Origin of the sequence: Novosphingobium sp. B 225 (assembly GCF_002198665.1) — a bacterium.
Taxonomy (GTDB): Bacteria; Pseudomonadota; Alphaproteobacteria; order Sphingomonadales; family Sphingomonadaceae; genus Novosphingobium.
In genome coordinates, this window is record NZ_MWLM01000062.1 from 126,974 (window position 1) to 147,543 (window position 20,570).

At 64.2% G+C, this 20,570-nt stretch carries 26 protein-coding genes; 15 read left to right on the forward strand and 11 right to left on the reverse strand.

All coding sequences use genetic code 11. The features are described from left to right. Window positions 1-102 precede the first annotated feature (102 nt). From MNBBLIKP_RS11815 to MNBBLIKP_RS11835, 6 genes are all read left to right on the forward strand, one after another. Window positions 103-1,155 carry a COX15/CtaA family protein gene (locus tag MNBBLIKP_RS11815; RefSeq protein ID WP_088310451.1) on the forward strand — a complete coding sequence of 351 codons (1,053 nt, stop codon included), beginning with the start codon at window positions 103-105 and terminating at the stop codon, window positions 1,153-1,155. Between the two features lie 135 nt (window positions 1,156-1,290). Further along, window positions 1,291-1,419, forward strand: coding sequence for a hypothetical protein (locus MNBBLIKP_RS18295; protein WP_254913023.1), 129 nt, complete (start codon window positions 1,291-1,293; stop codon window positions 1,417-1,419). Window positions 1,420-1,433: 14 nt separating this feature from the next. Beyond that, entirely contained in the window at window positions 1,434-2,138 is a 705-nt protein-coding gene (locus MNBBLIKP_RS11820; protein ID WP_176399753.1) for a hypothetical protein, read from the forward strand. Window positions 2,139-2,291: 153 nt separating this feature from the next. Continuing rightward, window positions 2,292-2,771, forward strand: coding sequence for a 50S ribosomal protein L13 (gene rplM, locus MNBBLIKP_RS11825; protein ID WP_088310453.1), 480 nt, complete (start codon window positions 2,292-2,294; stop codon window positions 2,769-2,771). Next, window positions 2,771-3,265, forward strand: coding sequence for a 30S ribosomal protein S9 (gene rpsI, locus MNBBLIKP_RS11830; protein WP_088310454.1), 495 nt, complete (start codon window positions 2,771-2,773; stop codon window positions 3,263-3,265). Before rplM ends, rpsI begins: the two co-directional genes overlap by 1 nt. A gap of 64 nt (window positions 3,266-3,329) precedes the next feature. Next, complete coding sequence (locus MNBBLIKP_RS11835; protein WP_088310455.1) at window positions 3,330-4,019, forward strand: HPP family protein; 690 nt, start codon at window positions 3,330-3,332, stop codon at window positions 4,017-4,019. Here MNBBLIKP_RS11835 and MNBBLIKP_RS11840 read toward each other — a convergent pair. The 5 genes from MNBBLIKP_RS11840 to MNBBLIKP_RS11860 all read right to left on the reverse strand — a co-directional run bounded on the left by MNBBLIKP_RS11840 (window position 4,012) and on the right by MNBBLIKP_RS11860 (window position 9,551). Beyond that, on the reverse strand, window positions 4,012-4,755 hold the full coding sequence (locus MNBBLIKP_RS11840) for a metallophosphoesterase family protein (RefSeq protein ID WP_088310456.1): 744 nt from the start codon (window positions 4,753-4,755) through the stop codon (window positions 4,012-4,014). The genes MNBBLIKP_RS11835 and MNBBLIKP_RS11840 overlap by 8 nt on opposite strands. Before the next feature lie 2 nt (window positions 4,756-4,757). Next, a complete protein-coding gene (locus tag MNBBLIKP_RS11845; RefSeq protein ID WP_088310457.1) occupies window positions 4,758-5,021 on the reverse strand; it encodes a hypothetical protein in 264 nt (87 codons plus the stop codon). A 474-nt stretch (window positions 5,022-5,495) separates the two neighbouring features. Continuing rightward, window positions 5,496-6,224, reverse strand: a complete 729-nt coding sequence (locus tag MNBBLIKP_RS11850) for a LytR/AlgR family response regulator transcription factor (protein ID WP_088310458.1) — start codon at window positions 6,222-6,224, stop codon at window positions 5,496-5,498. Further along, window positions 6,214-7,458 (reverse strand): sensor histidine kinase, encoded by a 1,245-nt coding sequence (locus tag MNBBLIKP_RS11855; RefSeq protein ID WP_088310459.1) that lies wholly within the window; start codon window positions 7,456-7,458, stop codon window positions 6,214-6,216. Before MNBBLIKP_RS11855 ends, MNBBLIKP_RS11850 begins: the two co-directional genes overlap by 11 nt. Window positions 7,459-8,030: 572 nt before the next feature. Continuing rightward, window positions 8,031-9,551, reverse strand: coding sequence for a fumarate hydratase (locus MNBBLIKP_RS11860; RefSeq protein ID WP_088310460.1), 1,521 nt, complete (start codon window positions 9,549-9,551; stop codon window positions 8,031-8,033). 157 nt (window positions 9,552-9,708) lie between these two features. Here MNBBLIKP_RS11860 and MNBBLIKP_RS11865 point away from each other — a divergent pair, with 157 nt between their 5' ends. The 9 genes from MNBBLIKP_RS11865 to xth all read left to right on the forward strand — a co-directional run bounded on the left by MNBBLIKP_RS11865 (window position 9,709) and on the right by xth (window position 16,835). Next, window positions 9,709-10,308, forward strand: coding sequence for a protein-L-isoaspartate O-methyltransferase family protein (locus MNBBLIKP_RS11865; protein ID WP_254913024.1), 600 nt, complete (start codon window positions 9,709-9,711; stop codon window positions 10,306-10,308). Window positions 10,309-10,310: 2 nt separating this feature from the next. Next, complete coding sequence (locus tag MNBBLIKP_RS11870; RefSeq protein ID WP_088310461.1) at window positions 10,311-11,750, forward strand: TolC family outer membrane protein; 1,440 nt, start codon at window positions 10,311-10,313, stop codon at window positions 11,748-11,750. A 40-nt stretch (window positions 11,751-11,790) separates the two neighbouring features. Continuing rightward, window positions 11,791-12,240 (forward strand): DUF2497 domain-containing protein, encoded by a 450-nt coding sequence (locus tag MNBBLIKP_RS11875; protein ID WP_088310462.1) that lies wholly within the window; start codon window positions 11,791-11,793, stop codon window positions 12,238-12,240. 40 nt (window positions 12,241-12,280) lie between these two features. Then, window positions 12,281-14,383, forward strand: coding sequence for a S9 family peptidase (locus tag MNBBLIKP_RS11880; protein ID WP_088310463.1), 2,103 nt, complete (start codon window positions 12,281-12,283; stop codon window positions 14,381-14,383). A gap of 7 nt (window positions 14,384-14,390) precedes the next feature. Then, window positions 14,391-14,822 (forward strand): acyl-CoA thioesterase, encoded by a 432-nt coding sequence (locus tag MNBBLIKP_RS11885; RefSeq protein WP_088310464.1) that lies wholly within the window; start codon window positions 14,391-14,393, stop codon window positions 14,820-14,822. After that, the gene (locus tag MNBBLIKP_RS11890) at window positions 14,819-15,196 is read left to right on the forward strand and encodes a (2Fe-2S) ferredoxin domain-containing protein (RefSeq protein WP_088310465.1); all 378 of its coding nucleotides are present in this window, start codon (window positions 14,819-14,821) and stop codon (window positions 15,194-15,196) included. Before MNBBLIKP_RS11885 ends, MNBBLIKP_RS11890 begins: the two co-directional genes overlap by 4 nt. A 67-nt stretch (window positions 15,197-15,263) precedes the next feature. Continuing rightward, complete coding sequence (locus MNBBLIKP_RS11895; RefSeq protein WP_088310466.1) at window positions 15,264-15,692, forward strand: CBS domain-containing protein; 429 nt, start codon at window positions 15,264-15,266, stop codon at window positions 15,690-15,692. A gap of 37 nt (window positions 15,693-15,729) precedes the next feature. Beyond that, a complete protein-coding gene (gene erpA / locus MNBBLIKP_RS11900) occupies window positions 15,730-16,062 on the forward strand; it encodes an iron-sulfur cluster insertion protein ErpA (RefSeq protein ID WP_088310467.1) in 333 nt (110 codons plus the stop codon). After that, complete coding sequence (gene xth / locus MNBBLIKP_RS11905; RefSeq protein WP_088310468.1) at window positions 16,062-16,835, forward strand: exodeoxyribonuclease III; 774 nt, start codon at window positions 16,062-16,064, stop codon at window positions 16,833-16,835. The genes erpA and xth overlap by 1 nt, the downstream gene beginning before the upstream one ends. A 183-nt stretch (window positions 16,836-17,018) precedes the next feature. Here the strand turns inward: xth and MNBBLIKP_RS11910 are convergent, their stop codons facing one another. The 6 genes from MNBBLIKP_RS11910 to dnaQ all read right to left on the reverse strand — a co-directional run bounded on the left by MNBBLIKP_RS11910 (window position 17,019) and on the right by dnaQ (window position 20,523). Then, window positions 17,019-17,471 carry a cell wall hydrolase gene (locus tag MNBBLIKP_RS11910; protein ID WP_254913025.1) on the reverse strand — a complete coding sequence of 151 codons (453 nt, stop codon included), beginning with the start codon at window positions 17,469-17,471 and terminating at the stop codon, window positions 17,019-17,021. A 380-nt stretch (window positions 17,472-17,851) separates the two neighbouring features. Further along, window positions 17,852-18,184 (reverse strand): DUF1491 family protein, encoded by a 333-nt coding sequence (locus MNBBLIKP_RS11915; RefSeq protein WP_088310469.1) that lies wholly within the window; start codon window positions 18,182-18,184, stop codon window positions 17,852-17,854. A 5-nt stretch (window positions 18,185-18,189) separates the two neighbouring features. Then, window positions 18,190-18,678 (reverse strand): PaaI family thioesterase, encoded by a 489-nt coding sequence (locus MNBBLIKP_RS11920; RefSeq protein ID WP_088310470.1) that lies wholly within the window; start codon window positions 18,676-18,678, stop codon window positions 18,190-18,192. Further along, the gene (locus tag MNBBLIKP_RS11925; RefSeq protein ID WP_088310471.1) at window positions 18,653-19,114 is read right to left on the reverse strand and encodes a PTS sugar transporter subunit IIA; all 462 of its coding nucleotides are present in this window, start codon (window positions 19,112-19,114) and stop codon (window positions 18,653-18,655) included. Before MNBBLIKP_RS11925 ends, MNBBLIKP_RS11920 begins: the two co-directional genes overlap by 26 nt. A 122-nt stretch (window positions 19,115-19,236) precedes the next feature. Further along, the gene (gene hpf, locus MNBBLIKP_RS11930) at window positions 19,237-19,803 is read right to left on the reverse strand and encodes a ribosome hibernation-promoting factor, HPF/YfiA family (RefSeq protein WP_088310472.1); all 567 of its coding nucleotides are present in this window, start codon (window positions 19,801-19,803) and stop codon (window positions 19,237-19,239) included. Window positions 19,804-19,839: 36 nt separating this feature from the next. After that, on the reverse strand, window positions 19,840-20,523 hold the full coding sequence (dnaQ, locus tag MNBBLIKP_RS11935; protein WP_088310473.1) for a DNA polymerase III subunit epsilon: 684 nt from the start codon (window positions 20,521-20,523) through the stop codon (window positions 19,840-19,842). Window positions 20,524-20,570 lie beyond the last annotated feature (47 nt).

Consider the following 20,570-nt stretch of genomic DNA (forward strand, 5'->3'; position numbering starts at 1 on the left):
GCGACGCCCATGTATGTGACGATGTAACATCTAGCAAGGGTGTGGCGGTGATTGGGTGCAAATGGCTTGCGATTTTCTGTCCGCCGACGCAGGGAGCGGCCCATGGCTATTGACCAATCCGGCCCTGCCCCGCGTCCCCTGGCAATCGCGCGGTGGCTGTTCATGGTGGCCGCAATGATCGTGCTGATCGTCGCCGTCGGCGGGATTACCCGGCTGACCGAAAGCGGAGTCTCGATTACAGAGTGGAAACCGGTGAGCGGCACTCTGCCGCCACTGAGCGAGGCTGCATGGCAGGCCGAATTCGACGCCTATCGCCAGACCCCGCAATATATCCAGATCAATGGACCGGCCGGGATGACACTGGCCACCTACAAAACGATCTTCTTCTGGGAGTGGTTCCACCGCCTGATCGCGCGCAGCATCGGGCTGGCTTTTGCCCTGCCGCTAGCCTGGTTCTGGGCAAAGCGCGCGATTCCCGAAGGGTACAAATTGCGCTTGCTGGTGCTGCTCGCCATGGGCGGCCTGCAAGGTGCGGTGGGCTGGTGGATGGTCAAATCGGGCATCTCCACTGATGTGCGGGTCAGCCATTTCCGGTTGGCTACGCACCTGATGCTGGCCTTGATCACCATGGCCGCGATCATCTGGACCGCGCTTGACCTGCGCGCGCTTGCACAAGGGAAGTCCCGCGCGCGGCTCACCGCTTTTGGTGCGGCGGCGCTGGGCGTGCTGGGCATCCAGCTGGTGCTGGGCGCGCTTGTGGCGGGGTTGCGGGCGGGCTATGTCGCGGGTGCTGGCTGGTTCAGCTGGGAAGCCTGGCCACTGATGCAAGGTCGTCTGATCCCCGCCGGCATCGACTGGATCGACGGGGCGCTGCATGCAGCACTGAACGATCCGTTCCTGGTCCATTTTCTGCATCGCTGGTGGGCCTGGTTGGCCGTCGCCATGCTGGTAGTGCTCGCCCGGCAGGTGCGCCAACCGCGCCGCGCAGCCTCGATCGCGATCCACAGCACATTCGGTACGCAGATCGTACTGGGGATCGCTGCGATCTGGAGCGGGATGGAGCTGTGGCTCGCTGTCGCGCACCAGCTCAACGGCGCCCTGACGCTTGCGGCGGCGGTTTGGGGCACACATGTCCTGGGCCGGATCAAGGGATGAACGGCCGCGTTACGCGACAATGCAAGACCTGCAATGCCCCTTGACGAAAGTGCGATTGCCTGCGCGAATGGAGCTCAGCAAATATACGCAAGGTGGCGCCCGGTTGGCTGGCGCTGCAAAGCGGAGGAGTCCGGGGTGCTGTTCACGGTGAGCGCGGCCCTGATCGAACGCGCAAGCATGCGCCTTGGCGACCTGCATCCAAAGCAGACCCTTCCCGCTGAAGGCAACACCGCGTTCTGCATTGCCGGGAACCGCTCATGGTGAAGAAACGGGCCTTGATGCTGTTGGGAATGACTGCACTGGCACCGCTATCGGCGCCGCTTGTCGCCACCGCGCCCGATAGTGCCGAACGCCAGTTTAGCCCGCCAAGCGGGCCGATGACGCTGACCCGCACCGTGTGGCGCGGCTTGCATGACGGCAAGGCGATCAAGGTGCAGCGCAGCTATGCGATCACCATAACCCCGGATGGCGATGGCTACCGGGTCGATGGCACACTCATCGATGCCGCAGTCGATGCGCCGCCGCAGCTGGCGATCTTGGCCGAGCTGGAACGGCAACGGAGCGAACCCGGGCTTTTCCCGTTCCGGCTGGATCGGCAGGGCCGGATCCAGACCCCGGTCGCCGCGCCGACCGCCACGCCAAGCCATCCCGAATTGTCCCGCGCCGGGGCTGCGCTGGTCGCGAATGCTCCATTGGCGGCGGAAACCCGGCAGCAGACCCGGGCCATGCTGGATCAGGTGATCGGAGCGGCGCGCGGCGGGGTGGCCTGGCCGGTGGACTTGTTCAATCCGGCCAGCAGCTTGCGTCAGGACCACAAAGTGGTGCACCTGCCTGGCGGCGGGAAAGGCGAAGTGGCGGTATCGATCGCAGTGGACCGCGCCAGTCCGGGCACACTGCCGCGTTCGGTCGAGCGGACCGTCACCACGTCGCTCGACGGGACCGAGTCTGTCACCCGCGAACAGTGGACCATGGGCACGCGCTGAAGCCCCGTTCAGTCGGCGGTATTATTTTACCTCTCGGCAAAGTGCCCGAAAAGCTTGACTTGCCGCGCCCGTTCCGCGAAAGGGCGCCCCTTCCCGTGCAATTGGAGTGATCCGTCACGGGGCTTTTGGAACGGACCAAAGGAATTCGAAGCCATGAAGGCGCTGAGCAAGCAGACCCGGTCGATCAAACCGGCCGAGGTCGAAAAGAACTGGCATCTGATCGATGCCGACGGGCTGGTGGTCGGGCGTCTCGCCGTGATCATCGCCAATCATCTGCGCGGCAAGCACAAGCCGAGCTTCACCCCCCACGTCGATTGCGGCGACCATGTGGTCGTGATCAACGCCGGCAAGGTGCGGCTGACGGGCAACAAGCTCAAGCAGAAGACCTATTACAAGCACACGGGCTATGCCGGTGGGATCAAGGCTGTGACCGCCGACAAGGTGCTCGATGGCCGCTTCCCCGAGCGCGTGCTCGAAAAGGCGGTTGAGCGCATGATTCCGCGCGGTCCGCTGGGCCGCGCCCAGATGCGCGCGCTGCATCTCTACGCCGGCGACGAGCATCCGCATGCGGGCACCCAGCCCCAGCCGCTCGACGTTGCTGCCATGAACCGCAAGAACAAGGTGGGTGCATAATGTCTGACAACACCGTCACCGATCTGGCTGACCTCGGCGATATCGCCGAAACCCCGGTCGCTCCCGCTGCCCCGACCATGCCGCTTCGTGAAAAGGAAGTGGACGCTCAGGGTCGTTCCTATGCTACCGGCCGCCGCAAGGATGCCGTGGCTCGCGTCTGGATCAAGCCGGGCACCGGCAAGGTCGTGATCAACGGCCGCGATCAGGAAGTTTACTTTGCCCGTCCGACCCTGCGTCTGGTGATCAACCAGCCGTTCCAGGTGGCCGAGCGCGAAGGCCAGTACGACGTTATCGCCACCGTCAAGGGCGGCGGACTGTCGGGCCAGGCGGGTGCCGTGAAGCACGGTATCTCGCAGGCGCTGACCAAGTTCGAGCCGGTCCTGCGCAGCGTCGTCAAGGCTGCCGGGTTCCTGACCCGCGATAGCCGTGCGGTCGAACGCAAGAAGTATGGCCGGGCCAAGGCGCGCAAGAGCTTCCAGTTCTCGAAGCGCTAAGCAGCTCTGCTTGCTGGATTCAGGGGCTGGCCGCAAGGTCGGCCCCTTTTTCGTTGGAGACCGCATGACCGCAGACCAATCTGCCGCCGCAACCCCTGCGCGAATGCCGGTGATCGGGAAGATCGGCTGGCTGCCGGGCGCGCTTGGAGCGGGACTGGCGATCCTGGTGACCGGCTGGATCAGCCAGGCCGCGCTGGGTGCGGCGCCGGATCTGCCCTGGCTGATCGCGCCAATGGGGGCCTCGGCAGTGCTGGTGTTTGTCCTGCCGGCCAGCCCGTTGTCACAGCCCTGGCCGGTGGCGGGCGGGCACCTTATCGCCGCCGGAGTGGGACTGGCCTGCCATACCGTGGTGCCCCTGCCCTGGCTCGCCGCCGCGCTGGCGGTGGGCATCGCCACTGCGCTGATGAGCCTGGCCCGCTGCCTGCACGCGCCGGCTGGTGGAACCGCCGTGCTGACGGCCTTGGCCAGCCCGGCCGTGGCGCAGCTTGGCTGGAAGTTTCTGGCCTTTCCGGTCCTGCCCAATGTGCTGCTGCTGATCGCTTGCGGGCTGGCCTGGCACCGGCTGACCGGGCATTCCTATCCGCACAAGGCCGTGTCAGTTCCGGTGGTCCCGGCCTGGTCAGGCCATATCGACGATGCCGATCTTGATGCGGTGCTGGCGGAGTGGGACGAGGTCATGGATGTCAGCCGCGAGGATTTGCTTGCCGTGCTCCATTCGGTCGAAGCCCGGGTCCGCGCCCGCAAGCTCAGTTGAGAAACCGGGGCTCCACCACCAGTCCCGCACTGCCATCCCAGACCAGCCGGTTGAAGCTGGGCGCAGAGATCCGCAGCCGCTGCGAGAGCGTGCCCGCACCGACCAGCCGGATCGACTGGCCATCCAGTTCGAGCGTCATGTCGAACGGATCGTGGACATGGCCCGACAGCACCACTTGTGCCCCGGCCCGCGCCAGCGCGGCCAGCGCCGCCTTGCCGCCACGGGTCGATCCGCGCGATTCGGTATCGGCATCGACCAGCGGATGATGCCCTGCGACCATCCGCAAGCGCTTTTCGGCCTGATGCGACAACCCTTGCAATGCGCGGTCCAGATCCCGCGTACTGACCCGGCCCTTGGACCAGTTGAGCCGGAACTGCGCCCGGGCAATCGTCTTGAGCGAAACCACGGCCACGCCGTCCGGCAAGCGCGCCACCGGCAGGTCTGCCGCAAGCGCGCGGTAGCGATCATAGGGGTGGATCAGGCGGCGCAGCATATGGTGGTAATAGGGTACATCGTGATTGCCGGGGGTCAGCACCACCGGCGCGGCAAGAGCTCCCAGCCAGTCCTGCGCAGCGGCAAATTCCCGCGCCGAACCGCGCATGGTCAGATCGCCGGTGCAGATCACCAGCGCAGGCCGTTCCCGCGCCACTTCCGCAGCAAACCAATCGAGCGCATCGCGGTCTTCAAAGCCGAAATGCAGATCGCTGACGTGATAAAGCAGAGTGGCCGCGGCCATGGTTACAGTCGTCCGGTCAGGATCAACCAGGCCGACGCGGCATTGACCATGCTGTAGATCACATAGAACGCCGCCCAGCCGCTTGACCCTTGCCCCGCCATCAGGGCGGCCCCCAGCAACATCGCGAATTCCAGCGTCAGGCTGAATTTCCCGCCCAGCAGCTGAAACCACGGCGCTCGGCCCAACAAGCCATGCCCACGTTCCAGTACGGCGCGGTGCAGGGTAAAGTTGGCCATGCCAAACATGAGGACGAAGAACAGCGCCATGCGCGCCTTTCTAGAGTATGTTCTACTGGCGTGGAAGCATCACCGGCCTGGTGACACCTTGTTTCGGTGACACCAAACCAGTCTGAACGCAGCTTTGGCACGGAAACACAGGGGCCAGGCGGCATCATGCCCGGTTTGGGGACGGTGACGGGGCGGACACAAAGTGACAAAAGGTTACACCCCTGTCACCCGGAAATGCCCATATTTTATCGTTTTAATTCAATTAGTTCATGGGGAAATTCGGTGCAAAAGGTGACAGAATCGCGAAAAACGGAAAAATGACGCGCGAAATGGCCGTTCCGCACGCATGACAAGCCTGATCGCAGGCGGTTTGACGATTTCAAAGAGCCGATTGAAACAATCGAATCGCTGTATCAGATCGTCAGCATGTAGGAAAATCGAGTGTCTGGCGCAGCCTGCGGCAGATCCGGCCCGGCGCTTCGTCGCGGCGGGTCGGACATGGCAAGGATCGCCTTATCGCCCGGCCATGGCCTTGGCCCGGGCCAGATAGGTGCGGCCAATCCGCACCGTAGCGCCATCATCCAGCTCTGCCGACCAGACCCCCAGCCCATCATGACGCAGCCCGGCGATCCGGTCACGGCGCAGGATGGTGGAACGGTGCAGGCGAATAAACTGGTCCGGATCAAGCCGCGCTTCCAGCCCCGAAACGGTCTGGAGCAGCAGATAGCTGCGTTCGCCCACGTGCAGGCGGACATAGTCCCGCTCGGCATCGATCCGGTCAACATCGGTCGCGGCGATCCGCAGCAGTTCGGACCGGTAGGGCACCCAGAATTCGCTGAGCCAGTCGCCTTTGCCCGCTGCGCGTTCGCCGCGCCGCGTCACGGCGCGGGCCACAGCGCGTTCCAGCCGCTCTGACGTGACGGGCTTCAGCACATAGTCAACCGCATCAAGATCAAAGGCCTCGACCGCGAAATTATCGTGCGCGGTGACAAATATCACCGCCGGAGCCTGCGGTGTGTGCGCCAGCGTGCGGGCAACCGAGATCCCGTCCAGTTCGGGCATGGTCATGTCGAGCAGGACCAGGTCAGGCGCGTGCGCCTCGATCGCCGCCAGCGCCGCCTTGCCATCCATCGCTGTGCCCACCACCGCGATCTGCGACAAGGCGGCGCAGATTACCTGCATCCGCTCGATCGCCAGCGGCTCGTCATCGACGATCAGGGTGCGCAGTTCGTTATCCGGCATGGCGTTCCAGCGGCAGCCGCAGCAAAGTGCGCCAGCCGCCTCCCTCGACCGGACCCGAAGCCAGCTGCGCACCGTCACCAAACCGCGCAGCGAGCCGATCGCGGACATTGGCCAGGCCGATCCCGAAGCCGTCCGATGGCCCCTTGCGCGATGCCGGGGCATCGTCGCTCACTTCCAGCACCAGCCGACCATATTCCTCGCGCGCGGACATTGTCACCGTGACCGCGCGGTTGGTGGCAGAGACGCCGTACTTGACCGAATTTTCGATCAGCGGCTGCAGGATCATCCCCGGCACGCGGGCATCGCCCAGCCCTTCGGCCACGGCAAAGCGGGTTATCAGACGATCGGGAAAGCGCAGCGCCTCGATCTCCAGATAGAGCCGTTGCAGCGCCACTTCCTGTTCCAGCGCAACATCGCCGGTCGGATCTTCGGCCAGGCTGCGGCGATAGAACGTGGACAGCGTCTGGATCATCTGTTCGGCCGCTTCGGTCTTGCCGGTGATGACCAGCGCGGAGAGCGAATTGAGCGTGTTGAAAAGGAAATGCGGATTGACCTGATAACGCAGGCTACGCAGCTCTGCGGCCTTGGCAGCGCGGCGGAATTCGCCCTCGCGGCGTTCGGCGGCGCGGGCCTGTTCGGCATTGGCGAGCGCGAAATAGAGCGCCGCCCAGGCGATCAGCAGGAAATAGCGGCCCAGCGCCACATCGGTCAGCTGGCGCCAGCGGTTGTCCTCTACCGTCTGGGCATCGATGGTAATCGCCGGAGTGGCCGGGTCGGTCGGTTCAGCATCGGCCGGGGGCACCGGAGCGGACGGGGCCAGCACTTCCTTGCGGTCAAGCGGATCAACCAGCAGGTTGCCGCTTTCATCGCTGCGCACGCTCAGCCCTTCACGTTCGCCGATCTTGGCCACCACCTGGCCTTCGATCGAGGCAAACACCCACTGGTTGATTGCCGCCAGCAGCAGCGAGGCCGGCAGCGTCATCAGCAACACCGCCACGATCTTGTGCCGCACGGGCTGCGGATCGAGCAGCCGCAGCAGCGGCCAGAGCGCCAGCGTGACTGCCATCGAAGCCAGGATCACCAGCATCCGCCGCCACAGCAGCGCATCGAGCAGTTCCAGCCCGACCAGCCAGCCGCGCAGCGTGGCGAGCACGAAATAGGTCAGCCACAGCGCCACGATCGAGGCGAGCACGGTGCGCACGGGAACGCGCAGCAAGGCGGCAGAAGGATCCATTCAGCCGCAAGGTTACCGCGCTTTGCCCCGCTAAGGCCAGCAGCTTGGTCGAAAGGACTCGCGCGTTGGTCGAGTGGAGCCAGAAGAGCGAAGGCCTGAAACCAACCTGCATCAACCGCAAATGACCCCTCCCGTTTCGGGAGGGACTATGAGTGCTGATTGACGCAGGCTCGTAGGAGTAACTGTGGGAACCTCCGGCTCGGCCACTCCTCTCCGCGCCGCAGGCGCTGATTACGCTTTCGACCATCCGTTTGACGCGATGCTGGAGAAGAACAAAGGCTTCGCCGTATGCGCTACCTCTCTGCGCCTCTTTTCTGCCTCTGCGCCTCTGCGTGAACCATTCAAACCGCGCAGTCCGCCCGCCCCGTGGCCGGACAAGCACATGATGGACCAGATTAGTTCACGCAGAGGCGCAGAGGCAGAAAAGAGGCGCAGAGAAGGTGGTTCTTGCGGCGCAGCCACCCTTGATCCCCAATGATCGCTTCAAACGCATCACATACCAAGCTGCAATGGCGGCAACGCACCTCTTCCGTCTCGCTGCGCGAGCCACCTCCCCCAGCGTCGAAGGATGATCACCCCAGCAAATGCTCCTTGGCGATCTTGTCCTTCCAGACCAGCGGGGCGAGCTGGTGGACATTGTTGCCCTCCGAATCGACCGCCACGGTCACCGGCATGTCCTCGACCGTGAATTCATAGATCGCTTCCATGCCCAGATCCGCGAAGGCCACCACCTTGGCCTCGCGAATCGCCCGCGCGACGAGATAGGCCGCGCCGCCGACCGCCATCAGGTAGGCCACCTTGTGCTTTGCAATCACTTCGGTCGCGCCCTGGCCGCGTTCGGCCTTGCCGATCATGGTGAGCAGGCCCAGCTCGCACATCATGTCGGTGAAGCTGTCCATCCGCGTGGCGGTGGTGGGGCCGGCCGGGCCGACCACTTCGCCCATCACCGGATCGACCGGGCCGACATAATAGATCGCGCGGCCCTTGAATTCGACCGGCAGAGCTTCTCCCTTGGCCAGCATGTCCTTGATGCGTTTGTGTGCGGCATCGCGGCCGGTCAGCATCTTGCCATTGAGCAGCAAACGGTCACCCTGTTTCCAGCCGCGCACTTCCTCGGCAGTCAGCGTGTCGAGATTGACTTTCTTCGCCGCCTTGTCCGGGGTCCAGTGGACATCGGGCCATTGATCCAGCTTGGGCGTTTCGAGGAAAGTCGGGCCTGATCCGTCGAGCGTGAAATGCGCGTGGCGGGTGGCGGCACAGTTGGGGATCATCGCCACCGGCTTGCCTGCGGCGTGGCACGGCGCATCGAGGATCTTGACGTCAAGGATGGTCGAAAGCCCGCCCAGCCCCTGCGCACCGATGCCCAGCGCGTTGACCTTGTCGAAAATCTCGATCCGCATCGCCTCGATGTCATTCTGAGGCCCGCGCAGTTTGAGCTGCGCCATGTCGATCGGCTCCATCAGCGCCTGCTTGGCCAGCAGCATGCAGTGTTCTGCCGTGCCGCCGATGCCAATTCCCAGCATCCCCGGCGGGCACCAGCCCGCACCCATCTGCGGCAGCATTTCGACCACCCAATCGACAATGTTGTCGCTGGGGTTCATCATCTTGAACTTCGACTTGTTCTCGCTCCCGCCGCCCTTGGCCGCGACATCAATGCTGACTTTGCTGCCCGGCACCATGGTCACGTGCAGCACGCAGGGGGTGTTGTCGCGGGTGTTGCGGCGAGTGAAGGCGGGGTCTGCCAGCACCGAGGCGCGCAGCTTGTTGTCCGGATGGTTATAGGCGCGGCGCACCCCTTCATCGACCACATCCTGCATCGAGCGATCGGATTCGAGCCGGCAGTTCTGGCCCCATTCGACGAACACGTTGACGATGCCGGTGTCCTGGCAGATCGGACGGTGCCCTTCGGCGCACATCCGGCTGTTGGTCAGGATCTGGGCGATCGCATCCTTGGCCGCCGGGCCTTGCTCTGCCTTGTAGGCTTCGCCCAGCGCGCGGATGTAATCCATCGGGTGGTAATAGCTGATGAACTGCAGCGCATCGGCGACACTGTCGATCAGGTCCTGTTCGCGGATCGTCACCATTTCGGCCATGACAAGCTCCTTGGGCACCGTGGGGGTTTCCCGGTCCCCATAGGCCCGCCATTTACCCCCGTCAAAGCGCTTGGCGAGCGCAACTGCTTCGCCTAGAAGGCAGGCGATTGCGCTGCTGTATTAACTGTGCAATACAGTGCGGCCAAAGGGTTGAAACATGACTGCTGTTGCCGAAACCACGATCGATTTCGCCAAGGCGCGCCGCGCCATGATCGACAGCCAGCTGCGCGTCAGCGGCGTCAATGCGGACTGGGTGCTGAACGCGATGGCCCGCGTCCCGCGCGAAGACCATGTCCCTGCCGATGTGCGCGCCCATGCCTATATCGACCGGGCGATCCCGCTGGGCGAAGGCCGGGCGCTGGCCGCGCCGCTGGTCTATGGCCTGATCCTGTCCGAAGCCGCGCCCACGCCGCAGGACAAAGTGCTGCTGGTGAGCGGCAGCGGCCAGTACCTTGCCGCGCTGCTTTCGGGCCTCGCCGGTTCGGTCGATGTGGTTTCCGCCGCCGATGGTGCGGCCTATGCCGGCCGGGGTGGTTATAGCCTGGTACTGATCGACGGCGCGATCGAACAGCTGCCCGATGGGCTGGCAGGCGCGCTGGACGAAGGCGGGCGGATCGTTACCGGCCTGGCCGATCGCGGGGTGACCCGCCTCGCCACCGGCCGCAAGGTGGCCGGTTCGGTTGCGCTGCAGCCGCTGACCGATGTTGGTATTCCGGTGCTGAGCGAATTCGCCGCGCCGAAACGCTGGAGCTTCTGAACATGATGCGCAAGGGTCGCATTTTCTTGCTGGCGGGGATCGCCCTGGCCGCAGCCCCGGCTTTGGCCGATGATCTGCGCGGCGCGCTGACTATGGCGTACAATTCCAACCCTACGCTGGAAGCCGCCCGGGCGCAGCAGCGCGCGGTCGATGCCGGGGTGCCGATCGCCAAGAGCGCTGCGCTTCCTTCGCTGAGCGGCACGGCCACTTTCACCGAATTCGCCAAGCTGTCTACGCCGTCGGTCGGCGCGCCCGATCGGTCGCTGGATGCAACGGCTACGCTGGGTGTGCCGCTCTATGCCGGGGGTGCGATCCGCAATTCGATCCGCGCCGCCAAGACCCGGGTCGAAGCCGGCCGGGCTGACTTGCGCTCGGCCGAAAGCGGCGTGTTCAGCCAGACGGTCGCGGCCTATATGGACGTGCTGCTGGGCCAGCGCGTGGTCGCGCTCAACCGCAACCAGGTCGATGTGCTCAAGGTCAACCTGCAGGCGACCAAGGACCGGTTCGAAATCGGCGACCTGACCCGGACCGACGTGGCCCAGTCGCAAGCGCGCCTGTCGCTGGCGCAGGGCCAGACCCGCTCTGCCGAAGCGAACCTGACCGCGACGCGCGAACGCTATATCCAGGTCGTCGGCAAGGAACCGGTCGATCTGCAGGCCCCGCCGCCGCTGCCCGGCTTGCCCGCCAGCGTCGAGCAGGCGGTGCAGACCGCGCTGGACAGCAATCCCGATCTGCTCGCCGCGCGCCAGCGCAGCAAGGCCGCCGGGTTCGATAGTGACGTGGCCGGATCGGGCCGCCTGCCCAAGGTCAGCGTGTTCACCAGCGGCGGGTACACCGATTACATGGGCACCAATGGCGGCCCGGCTTCTGCCGTGACCAAACAGGGCTTCACGTCTGCCACCGCCGGGGTGCGCGCCACGATCCCGCTGTTCCAGGGCGGGCTGCCAGCCGCGCAGAAACGTCAGGCCGAAGCGCGCGAAAATGCGACGCTGGAGCAGGAAATCGGGACCGAGCGTCAGGTCATCGCCGGGGTTCGTTCCGCCTATGCAAGCTGGCGCGCGACCAGCGAGATCATCGCTGCAACCCAGTCTGCCGTCGATGCCGCAACGCTCAGCCTCGAAGGCGTGCGCGCCGAAAACACCGTTGGCAACCGCACGATTCTCGACATCCTCAACGCTCAGCAGGAACTGCTCAACGCGCAGGTCCAGCTCGAAACGGCCAAGCGCAACGCCTATGTCGCCGGGTTCAACCTGCTGTCCACGATGGGCAAGGCCGAATCGCGTGATTTGGGGCTCGATGGCGGCGCGCTGTATGATCCGGTGGTCAATTATGACCACGTGAAGGACAATGTGTTCGATTGGGCAAACGATCCCGCCCCGGTCGCCCAGGCCACGCGCACCGTTGACACCAAGCCGCAGGACGGTTCAGTACCGGGTCAGTGATTCTGTCCCGCTGCGGGACCGCTCTGGGGGTAAGTGGGCGATGCGTCAGGCCGGTGAACCGTCGGTTGAGGAAATTCTTGAATCGATCAAGAAGGTGATCGCGCGTGACAACCGAGTCGGCGCGGCCGAAGTGCGGCGCGAACGTGAGGATCGCGGCATGACCGTGGCCGACGATGCGGACGACGCTGACGAAGTGCTCGAACTCGATGCCGAAGCCGTGCTGATCGAAGATCAGGACAGCGCCGCCGATGCTCCCTTGCTGACCAGTGATGCCGCCAGCTCGATGCGCGAATCACTCGCCGCGCTGGCCATGCTGGCCGAACCGTCGGCCCGCCCGCAGATCGTCCGGTCGGGCGAAACCTCGCTCGAAGGGCTGGCGCGCGAACTGCTGCGTCCGGCGCTGGCCGAATGGCTCGACACCAATCTGCCGCCGCTGGTCGAACGGATGGTTGCGGCGGAAATCGCGCGGATCGTCGGCAAGAAGGGCTGAAGCCTTTCCAGCAGGGGGGCTTGGCGCTACCCTTGCCTGCATGAAGCACATCACCACCGCGCTCAGCGCGCTCGCCTTTGCCCTGTGCGCCGCACCCGCCGCCGCACAGACCCCGCGCACCATGTCGGTCGAAGACCTGCTGACCCTGAAGCGGATCGCCGCGCCGGTCGCTTCGCCCGATGGCAAATGGGTGGTCTGGCAGCAAACCGATACCGATCCCGCCAGCTACAAGCGCGCTGCCGGGCTGTGGCGCGTGCCTGCCAAGGGCGGAACGGCACAGCGCATCGCCGACTTGCCCGACGCGGGAGAAAACAGCCCGGCGTTCAGCCCCGATGGCCAGCGGCTCTATTTCCTTTCCGGCAAGTCGGGCAGCGACCAGCTGTGGCTGCTTGATCTCACCACTGCCGGAGCGCAGCCGGTGCAGGCCAGCGCGTTCAAAACCGATGTCGCGGGCTTCCTGCTCTCGCCCGATGGCAAGCGCGTGCTGGTCTGGGGCGATGTCGCACGCGATTGCCCCACGCTGGGCTGCGAACATAGCGGCGACACCAGCCAGCCCGGCCCCGGCAGCGGGCGGCATTTCAAGGACGGCGCTGGCTTTGTCCGGCACTGGGACGCGTGGGAAACCCCCGGCAACTACAGCCGCGGCTTTGCCCTGGCGCTGGGTGCTGACGGCAAGGTGGCGGGTGACGCCGTGGCGCTTGACGGGCCGGTCGGCACCCTGACCGGCGATACCCCGACCAAGCCGATGGGCGGGGCCGAGGAACTGGCATGGGCAGCGGATTCGCAAAGGGTCTATTTCACCGCCCGGCAGGCTGACCGCAACGAGCCGACCTCCACCGATACCAACCTGTGGTTCAGCGAACTTCATGGGGAGGCACCCTTTGTGCTGACTCACGAGAACCGCGCGAGCGATACCTTGCCAGCGCCCTCTCCCGACGGGAAATGGCTGGCATATGCCGCAATGGCACGCCCGGGTTACGAAGCTGACCGGCTGGTGCTGACCCTGCTCAACCTCAAGACCGGAGAAAAGCGCGCGCTGACGCAGGACTGGGACCGTTCGGTCGGCTCGATCGCCTGGACCCCGGATTCAAAGGCACTGCTGGTGACCGCGGAGGATGTACTGGACAAACCGCTGTTCCGGATTGATCTGGCCACCGGCAAACCAGAACGCCTGAAGCTGGTGCCCAAGGGCAAGACCGAGGGCCATATCGGTAATGTCAGCGTGCTGAAGGACGGGCGCGTGCTGTACACGCGCGATAGCGCCGCCGGACCGGCTGAAGTCTATCTGGCCGCCAAGGGCAAGCCCGGTGTGCCGCTTAGTCAGGCCAATGATGCCCAGCTTGGCGCGCTCAATCCGGTTGCGACCGCGCGGTTCAGCTTTGCCGGGGCGCAGGGCGATACCGTCTGGGGGCAGATCCACAAGCCAGCCGGGGCCAGCGGCAAGCTGCCGGTGCTGCTGTTCGTCCACGGCGGACCGCAGGGCAGCTTTAACGATGCCTGGTCATTCCGCTGGAACCCCAGGATCTTTGCCAGTCAGGGTTATGCCGTGGTCTCGGTCGATTTCCATGGCAGCACCGGGTACGGGCAGGCCTTTACCGATGCAATCAATCAGGACTGGGGCGGCAAGCCGCTGGAAGACTTGCAGAAAGGGCTCGCTGCGGCGCTGGCCAAAGATGCGCAGCTCGATGGCAGTAACGCCTGCGCGTTGGGGGCCAGTTATGGCGGCTACATGATGAACTGGATCGCGGGCCAGTGGCCCGACCGATTCAAGTGTCTGGTCCAGCACGACGGCGTGTTCGATGCCCGCGCGATGGCCTATGAAACCGAGGAACTGTGGTTCGACGAATGGGAACACGGCGGCCACCCCTATTACGAGGCGCCCGAGGCGTTCGAAAAGTGGAACCCGGTGAACCATGTCGCCAAGTGGCAGAGCCCGATGCTGGTAATCACCAGCGAGAAGGACTTCCGCATCCCCTACACGCAGGGGCTGGCCACATTCACTGCCCTGCAGCGGCGCGGCATCCCCAGCGAACTGCTGGTGTTCCCGGATGAGAACCATTGGGTGCTGAAGCCCAAGAATTCCAAGCAGTGGCACCAAACCGTGATGAGCTGGCTGGACCGCTGGCTGAAGAAAGGCCAATAGCCCGCCCATGGCCAAACCTGATCCGGCCCTGCTGAGCGCGGGGCGCTATCCCTTCGTCCATGAAATCTCGACCCGATTTGCGGACATGGACCCCAACAACCACCTCAACAACGTCGCGCTGGCGGCGATGTTCGAGGATGGGCGGGTGCGCTTCAACCATGGCAGCGGGTTCAGGGAAGGCATGGTTGGCCACCGCGCGATGGTTGCCAGCACGGAAATTGCCTATCTGGCCGAAGGGCATTTCCCTTTGCCGATCACGGTCCATTGCGGGGTTGAGGCACTGGGCCGCAGCAGCTGGACGGTGGTTCAGATGCTGATCCAGCAAGGCAAGCCGATCGCCTTTGCCCGCTCCACCCTGGTCTGCATCCGCGATGACCGCCCGGCCCCGCTGCCCGATGCCTTTCGCGCCACGCTGGAACAATGGGTATTGCGGGCATGAGCGCCGATCCCGCCGAACTGACCCGCGCCCGCGCCGCGCTGGAAACCTGCGGCGGCGACAAGATCGGCCGCCACATCTTCCTGTGCGCCGAGGCCCAGAAAGGTGAGTGTTGCAGCGCCGCCGTGGGTGCCCCGGCGTGGAAATTCCTCAAGAAACGGCTCAAGGAACTAGGGCTTGACCGCGATGGCGGGATTGCCCGGACCAAGGCGGATTGCCTCAAGATCTGTGCCGCCGGGCCGGTCGCCGTGGTCTATCCCGAAGGGGTCTGGTACCATTCGTGCACCCAGCCGGTGCTCGAACGGATCATCCAGGAACATCTGGTCGGCGGCGCACCGGTCGAAGAGTTCCGGCTCTACCCCGAAACGCCCGCATAAGCCCGGACTCGCCAAGCGCGGCGAATCGTGACATCTTCACGCATCATAACGATGCGGGAGAGCGGTGATGACAATTGCGCGCCTGATCGAAGGCCATGCTCCGGAAATCGTCAGCTGCGATGCCAGCGCCAGTGTGCGTGAGGCTGTGGCCATGCTCGCCGAGCGCAGGATCGGTGCCTTGCCGGTCTATCGCGACGGCGTGATCGCCGGGATTTTTTCCGAACGTGACGTGGTTTATCAGCTCGCCGCGCATGGACCCGCAATGCTGGAAAAGACCGTTGGCGAAGTGATGACCGCGCCCGCAATCACGGTCGATCCCGCCACCGATGTGATGGACGCGCTGGGCCTGATGACCCGCCGCCGCATCCGCCACTTGCCAGTGGTCCAATCCGGCGCAGTGCAGGGCTTCGTCTCGATCGGGGATCTGGTGAAATACCGGATCGACCGGATCGAAAGCGAGGCCGAGGCGATGCGGAGTTATATCCAGAGCGCCTGAGCTTGTTTGGCGAAGCCGGAGCGCCTACATCCACTGGATGGACATCCAGACCATGACACTCAGCCCCTCCGCTGCGGCCCGCGTTGCCACGATTGCGGCGAAGCAGGGCAAGCCGGCCATCCTGCGGCTTTCGGTTGAAGGCGGCGGTTGTTCAGGCTTTCAATACAAATTCGGCCTGGCCGATGCAGCTGACGCAGACGATCTGGCAGTCAAGACCGACGGGGTGACCTTGGTGGTCGATCCCGTCAGCCTTGATCTGGTCGCTGGCTCGGTGGTCGATTATGTCGAATCGCTCGGCGGCGCGGCGTTCAAGGTGGAAAACCCCCAGGCGGCCTCGGGCTGCGGCTGCGGGTCATCATTCGCCATCTGATGCGGATTTCAACTTTCAATATCAACGGGATCAAGGCACGCCTGCCGCGCCTGCTCGAATGGCTCGAAGAAACGCGCCCGGCGGTTGCATGCCTTCAGGAAATCAAGACCCAGGACGAAGGGTTTCCCGCCGACGAGTTCCACAAGCTGGGCTATCATGCCCTGTGGCACGGCCAGAAAAGCTTCAACGGCGTGGCGATTCTGGCCGACGGCGCGCAGCCGGTGGAAGTGCAGCGCGGATTGCCGGGTGATCCGGACGACGAACAGTCACGCTATCTTGAAGCCGAGGTGTTTGGGGTGCGGGTGGTCAACATCTACTTGCCCAATGGCAATCCCCGGCCTGGGCCGAAGTTTGACTATAAATTGGCGTGGATGGAACGGCTGCGCGCGCGCATGGCCGCGATCCTGGCCGAGGAAGTACCGGCCATCGTCACCGGTGATTTCAACGTGATCCCGACCGATCGCGACATCTGGGCCCCCAAGGCCATGGCCGAAGACGCCCTGATGCAGCCCGAATCGCGCGACGCCTATCTGCGCCTGCTCAACCAGGGCTGGACCGACGCGCTGGCCACCCACAATCCCCAGGGCGGGATCTGGACCTATTGGGACTATCAGGCCGGTGCCTGGCAGCGCGATCACGGGTTCCGGATCGACCACGCCCTGCTTAGCCCGGAACTGGCCGACCGGCTGGAGGCCTGCGGCGTGGACAAGGAGCATCGCGGGCGTGAAAAGGCCAGCGACCATGCGCCGGTCTGGGTGCAGCTCAGACGCTAATTGCCGCCTCGCGGCGGAAGGCAACACCGGGCCACTCCTCCGGCCCGACCACCTATAGGGTCCGGCCAACGGATGGTCGGGGCGCCCCGACAAAACGTCCCCCGGACGTTTTGCGACTTCGGGTCACGGCAGCGGGCCGGTGTCGCGCGAGGGATCGGCTTGGCCGATCCCGTCAACGCATTCTCAGCGATAGAATACGTGGTTCTCTACCCGGCCAAGGCGCTTCATGCGCCATCCGGGGCTCACGCTGGTGGCGTGAAAATAGAGCGCACCTTCAACCGGGCTGCGCCAGGTGCCTTCGTGGGCGATCTGGGCCAGAGCGACCGCGTTCTTCCACTGCGCCGACTTGCGGGCAATCGCTGGAAAGCCGCCGCCACGCACGAACGAGAACTGCGAGGGCTGGAACACCACACCGCAGTAGGAATTGGGGAAGCGGCCCGATTTGGAGCGGGCAACGATCACCCGGCCAACGGCCAGCTGACCGGCCAACGGTTCGCTCTTGGCTTCGAAATAGATTGCCCCGGCGAGGCAGTTGAGTTCGCGCGACAGTTCGCCCGGTTGCGGCTGGGCCGATACCAGCGCGCCAAGCGTGGCGGCGGGAGGCGTATCGCTGTCCGTCTGGTCCTGCGCAGGCACAACGGCGCTTTCGCCGGGCAGCGGCTGGACAACAGGCCGGGATGGAGGGCGGGTTCCTGTTTGATTTCCACGGGAGTCTTGCTCTCCGCAGCGGCACCGGACCCTTGGGTGCCAATCAGTACTGTCAAGAAAGTAGCGGCAACGGCGATCGCCGAGGCCCGGTTCAATTGCTTACTCATGCCTAATTCTAACTGGGCGGTGGACGCGCCCGGCGCAGGATCGGTTGGTTCAATCAGCCTGACGGCCCCATGCCCCAAGCCGGAAATCCTGCCGGCTGCCCCCCGTCTGCGTGCTTGCGTCCCGGGCCTGTCTGCCCAAAGCGCCGCCTGCGCAACGAAAGTGCCGCCCCTTGATTCCGCAGCGCAGCAAAGTCAACCTGCTCAGTCGGTCAATCCGATGAACCGTTCACCATCTACGATATCCAGTTCCACTATCCACAGATCCGGGTCCTGAGCCCCGCGCCGGTCCAGCCATTCATCGATTTCGCGTTTATTTTCAGGGTTTTGAAGCTTTGAAAGGGTCCATTTGCGGTGCCCGTCATGGTCGGGCATCCGTTCAAAAACCCGCGCATTTCCGCCCCTTTCGGTCAAAACGACCAGGATTGTGCCGGCGTCGGGTTCACCCTTTTGCAGCACGCTGCCAAAGCCGCCCTCGGCGGCAACCCGCCGGATCAAAGCGTTAATCTCGAGGTGAGCGGACAGGCGCGGTTCCAAGCGGGTCAGCCGATCACCGGAGGAGCATAGCCCGCAAGCGAGGACAGCGCGATCCGGCTACGCATGAAAGTGCCAGTGCCGCGCCCGATCTCCTCGCCGTCAGCATCGATCAGCCGGCTTTCCGCAACCAGCACCCGGCGGCGCCCCGAAATCCACCGTCCTTCGGCCACGACCCGGCCCGATTTGACCGGACGGCTGAAATGGAGGTTGAACGAGGTGGTCAGCAGGAACTTGTCCGTAACCAGCGTGTTGGCCGCATAAAAAGCCGCATCGTCCAGCATCTTGAAATAGACCGTGCCATGCGCCGCGCCGGCGGCATGGTAAAACTTGCGGTCAATCGTGAATTCAATCCGCGAGCGACCTTCGCCCTGGATCGCCAGGGCCGAATCGAACAAGGCGTTGACGGGCGCGGAAGCATAAAGCGTTTCGAGCGCCCGCCAGTGCAGTTCAGCGCCGACCGGCGCGCTGTCAGGCGGCGTCGCGGTCGATGACATTGGCGAGGAGGGCGTAGATCGCTTCGGCCCCAGGGGCTTCGCCCAGTGCCGCGTGCATCGCATCGTCGCGCATCATCCGGCTGATCGCAGCGAGCGCATGAAGGTGCGCCGCTCCCGCGCCTTCGGGCGAAAGCAGCCCGAACACAACATCCACCGGCATCCCGTCGGCCGCATCAAAGGCAACAGCGGAGCCAAGCCGGAAAAAGGCTGCAACCGGGCGCACCAGATCGGGGATCCGCGCATGCGGAATCGCAACGCCGCGCCCGAACCCGGTAGAGCCCAGTTTTTCGCGTTCTTCGATGCGTTCGAGCACCAGGACGGGATCGAGCCCGTAAACCTGGGCGAACCGATTCGCGAGCTGTTCGAGGATGGCCTGTTTGCTATCGGCATCAATCGTGCCGACAGCTTCGGGCAACAAGGTGAATAATGCGGTCATAGGCGGGCGCTGTGTTCCGAAAATTGCGTGGCGGGTGAGAACAGGGGACCGGGGCCACGGACCGAACCGCAGCAGAAACCCCCGCACTCACCCGGAAATTGTGCGCGCCTTTACTCCCGGCGCTAGGAAGGTTCAACCCAGCCGATTGAACCATCTCCGCGGCGGTAAACCATATTGTGCTTGCCGGTGCCAGCATTTTTGAACAGCAGCGCGTTGGTGTTGCGCAGGTCGAGCATCATCACCGCGTCGGAAACCGTCGCTTCGGGCACGTCGACCCGGGTTTCGGCAATCACCACCGGAGCATCGACAGTAACTTCCTCGGCATCTTCATCGGGCTCGACAAAAACCGTGTAAGCGGCCTCTTCGGTCTTGAGGGCATGGGCAGACTGTTCGTGACGATCCTTGATCCGGCGCTTGTACCGGCGCAACTGCTTGTCGATCTTTTCCGCTGCCTGATCCAGCGCGGCATGGGCATCATGGGCAATCCCCGCACCTTTCAGGATCAGACCCTGCATCACATGGGTCACAATATCGCAACGAAAGGCGCCCGCGGGTGCGCGGTTGAAAGTGACCTGACTGGAAATGGCATCGGCAAAATACTTGTCGGCAATCGCCGTCAGCCGATCCTGCGCGTGGACCTGCAATGCTTCGCCCGTTTCGATCTGATGGCCGGAAACACGAATATCCATGCGGTACCTTCTCCTGTGGTTATCGTCGGGACCAGATCATTCGTTCCATAAGGGCGATTTCACCGATTCCAGGAAAGCGGCATGCGCCGCCAGCTCCGCTTCGCTGGCCCGGTGCGGGCGAGCGGGGCGAAAGGTGCGCTGCCGGACCGGCGTTTCCACCGGAGCAGCGACAATCTGGGTGGATTCAGCCGCAAGCGAGAGGCCAATCTGGCGCCCGCCGGTCAGCTCGACATAGACCTGCGCCAGCAATTCGGCATCAAGCAAGGCCCCGTGCAAGGTGCGGTGGCTGCGATCAATTCCATAGCGGGTGCAAAGCGCATCAAGCGACAGCTTGGCGCCCGGATGACGCACTTTGGCCAGAGCCACGGTATCGATCATCCGGGTCTTGCTGACCGGTTCCAGCCCGCAAGCTTCAAGCTCCATATTGATGAAGCCGAAATCGAATCCGGCATTGTGCGCAACCAGCATCGAATCCCCGATGAAATCGAGGAAATCGGCAGCGCGCTCATGGAAGCGGGGTTTGTCTGCGAGGAAAGCGGCAGACAGGCCGTGCACCGCCTCCGCGGCAGCAGGCATATCGCGATCGGGGTTGAAATAGCAGTGAAAGGTTTCACCGGTGGTGACCCGGTTGACCATCTCGATGCAGCCGATTTCAACCAGCCGGTCACCACTGCGCGGATCGAGCCCGGTGGTTTCCGTATCGAAAATAATCTCACGCATTTCAAAGCGAACATGGGCCTGTCCGGCGCGGCTGACAAGGGGGCCAG

Bases quoted from the DNA above. Each gene is read 5' to 3' on its own strand.
- MNBBLIKP_RS11815 (WP_088310451.1), top strand. From the start codon at position 103: ATGGCTATTGACCAATCCGGCCCTGCCCCGCGTCCCCTGGCAATCGCG.
- MNBBLIKP_RS11820 (WP_176399753.1), top strand. From the start codon at position 1,434: ATGCTGTTGGGAATGACTGCACTGGCACCGCTATCGGCGCCGCTTGTC.
- rplM (WP_088310453.1), top strand. From the start codon at position 2,292: ATGAAGGCGCTGAGCAAGCAGACCCGGTCGATCAAACCGGCCGAGGTC.
- rpsI (WP_088310454.1), top strand. From the start codon at position 2,771: ATGTCTGACAACACCGTCACCGATCTGGCTGACCTCGGCGATATCGCC.
- MNBBLIKP_RS11835 (WP_088310455.1), top strand. From the start codon at position 3,330: ATGACCGCAGACCAATCTGCCGCCGCAACCCCTGCGCGAATGCCGGTG.
- MNBBLIKP_RS11840 (WP_088310456.1), bottom strand. From the start codon at position 4,755: ATGGCCGCGGCCACTCTGCTTTATCACGTCAGCGATCTGCATTTCGGC.
- MNBBLIKP_RS11845 (WP_088310457.1), bottom strand. From the start codon at position 5,021: ATGGCGCTGTTCTTCGTCCTCATGTTTGGCATGGCCAACTTTACCCTG.
- MNBBLIKP_RS11850 (WP_088310458.1), bottom strand. From the start codon at position 6,224: ATGCCGGATAACGAACTGCGCACCCTGATCGTCGATGACGAGCCGCTG.
- MNBBLIKP_RS11855 (WP_088310459.1), bottom strand. From the start codon at position 7,458: ATGGATCCTTCTGCCGCCTTGCTGCGCGTTCCCGTGCGCACCGTGCTC.
- MNBBLIKP_RS11860 (WP_088310460.1), bottom strand. From the start codon at position 9,551: ATGGCCGAAATGGTGACGATCCGCGAACAGGACCTGATCGACAGTGTC.
- MNBBLIKP_RS11865 (WP_254913024.1), top strand. From the start codon at position 9,709: ATGACTGCTGTTGCCGAAACCACGATCGATTTCGCCAAGGCGCGCCGC.
- MNBBLIKP_RS11870 (WP_088310461.1), top strand. From the start codon at position 10,311: ATGATGCGCAAGGGTCGCATTTTCTTGCTGGCGGGGATCGCCCTGGCC.
- MNBBLIKP_RS11875 (WP_088310462.1), top strand. From the start codon at position 11,791: ATGCGTCAGGCCGGTGAACCGTCGGTTGAGGAAATTCTTGAATCGATC.
- MNBBLIKP_RS11880 (WP_088310463.1), top strand. From the start codon at position 12,281: ATGAAGCACATCACCACCGCGCTCAGCGCGCTCGCCTTTGCCCTGTGC.
- MNBBLIKP_RS11885 (WP_088310464.1), top strand. From the start codon at position 14,391: ATGGCCAAACCTGATCCGGCCCTGCTGAGCGCGGGGCGCTATCCCTTC.
- MNBBLIKP_RS11890 (WP_088310465.1), top strand. From the start codon at position 14,819: ATGAGCGCCGATCCCGCCGAACTGACCCGCGCCCGCGCCGCGCTGGAA.
- MNBBLIKP_RS11895 (WP_088310466.1), top strand. From the start codon at position 15,264: ATGACAATTGCGCGCCTGATCGAAGGCCATGCTCCGGAAATCGTCAGC.
- erpA (WP_088310467.1), top strand. From the start codon at position 15,730: ATGGACATCCAGACCATGACACTCAGCCCCTCCGCTGCGGCCCGCGTT.
- xth (WP_088310468.1), top strand. From the start codon at position 16,062: ATGCGGATTTCAACTTTCAATATCAACGGGATCAAGGCACGCCTGCCG.
- MNBBLIKP_RS11920 (WP_088310470.1), bottom strand. From the start codon at position 18,678: ATGTCATCGACCGCGACGCCGCCTGACAGCGCGCCGGTCGGCGCTGAA.
- MNBBLIKP_RS11925 (WP_088310471.1), bottom strand. From the start codon at position 19,114: ATGACCGCATTATTCACCTTGTTGCCCGAAGCTGTCGGCACGATTGAT.
- hpf (WP_088310472.1), bottom strand. From the start codon at position 19,803: ATGGATATTCGTGTTTCCGGCCATCAGATCGAAACGGGCGAAGCATTG.
- dnaQ (WP_088310473.1), bottom strand. From the start codon at position 20,523: ATGCGTGAGATTATTTTCGATACGGAAACCACCGGGCTCGATCCGCGC.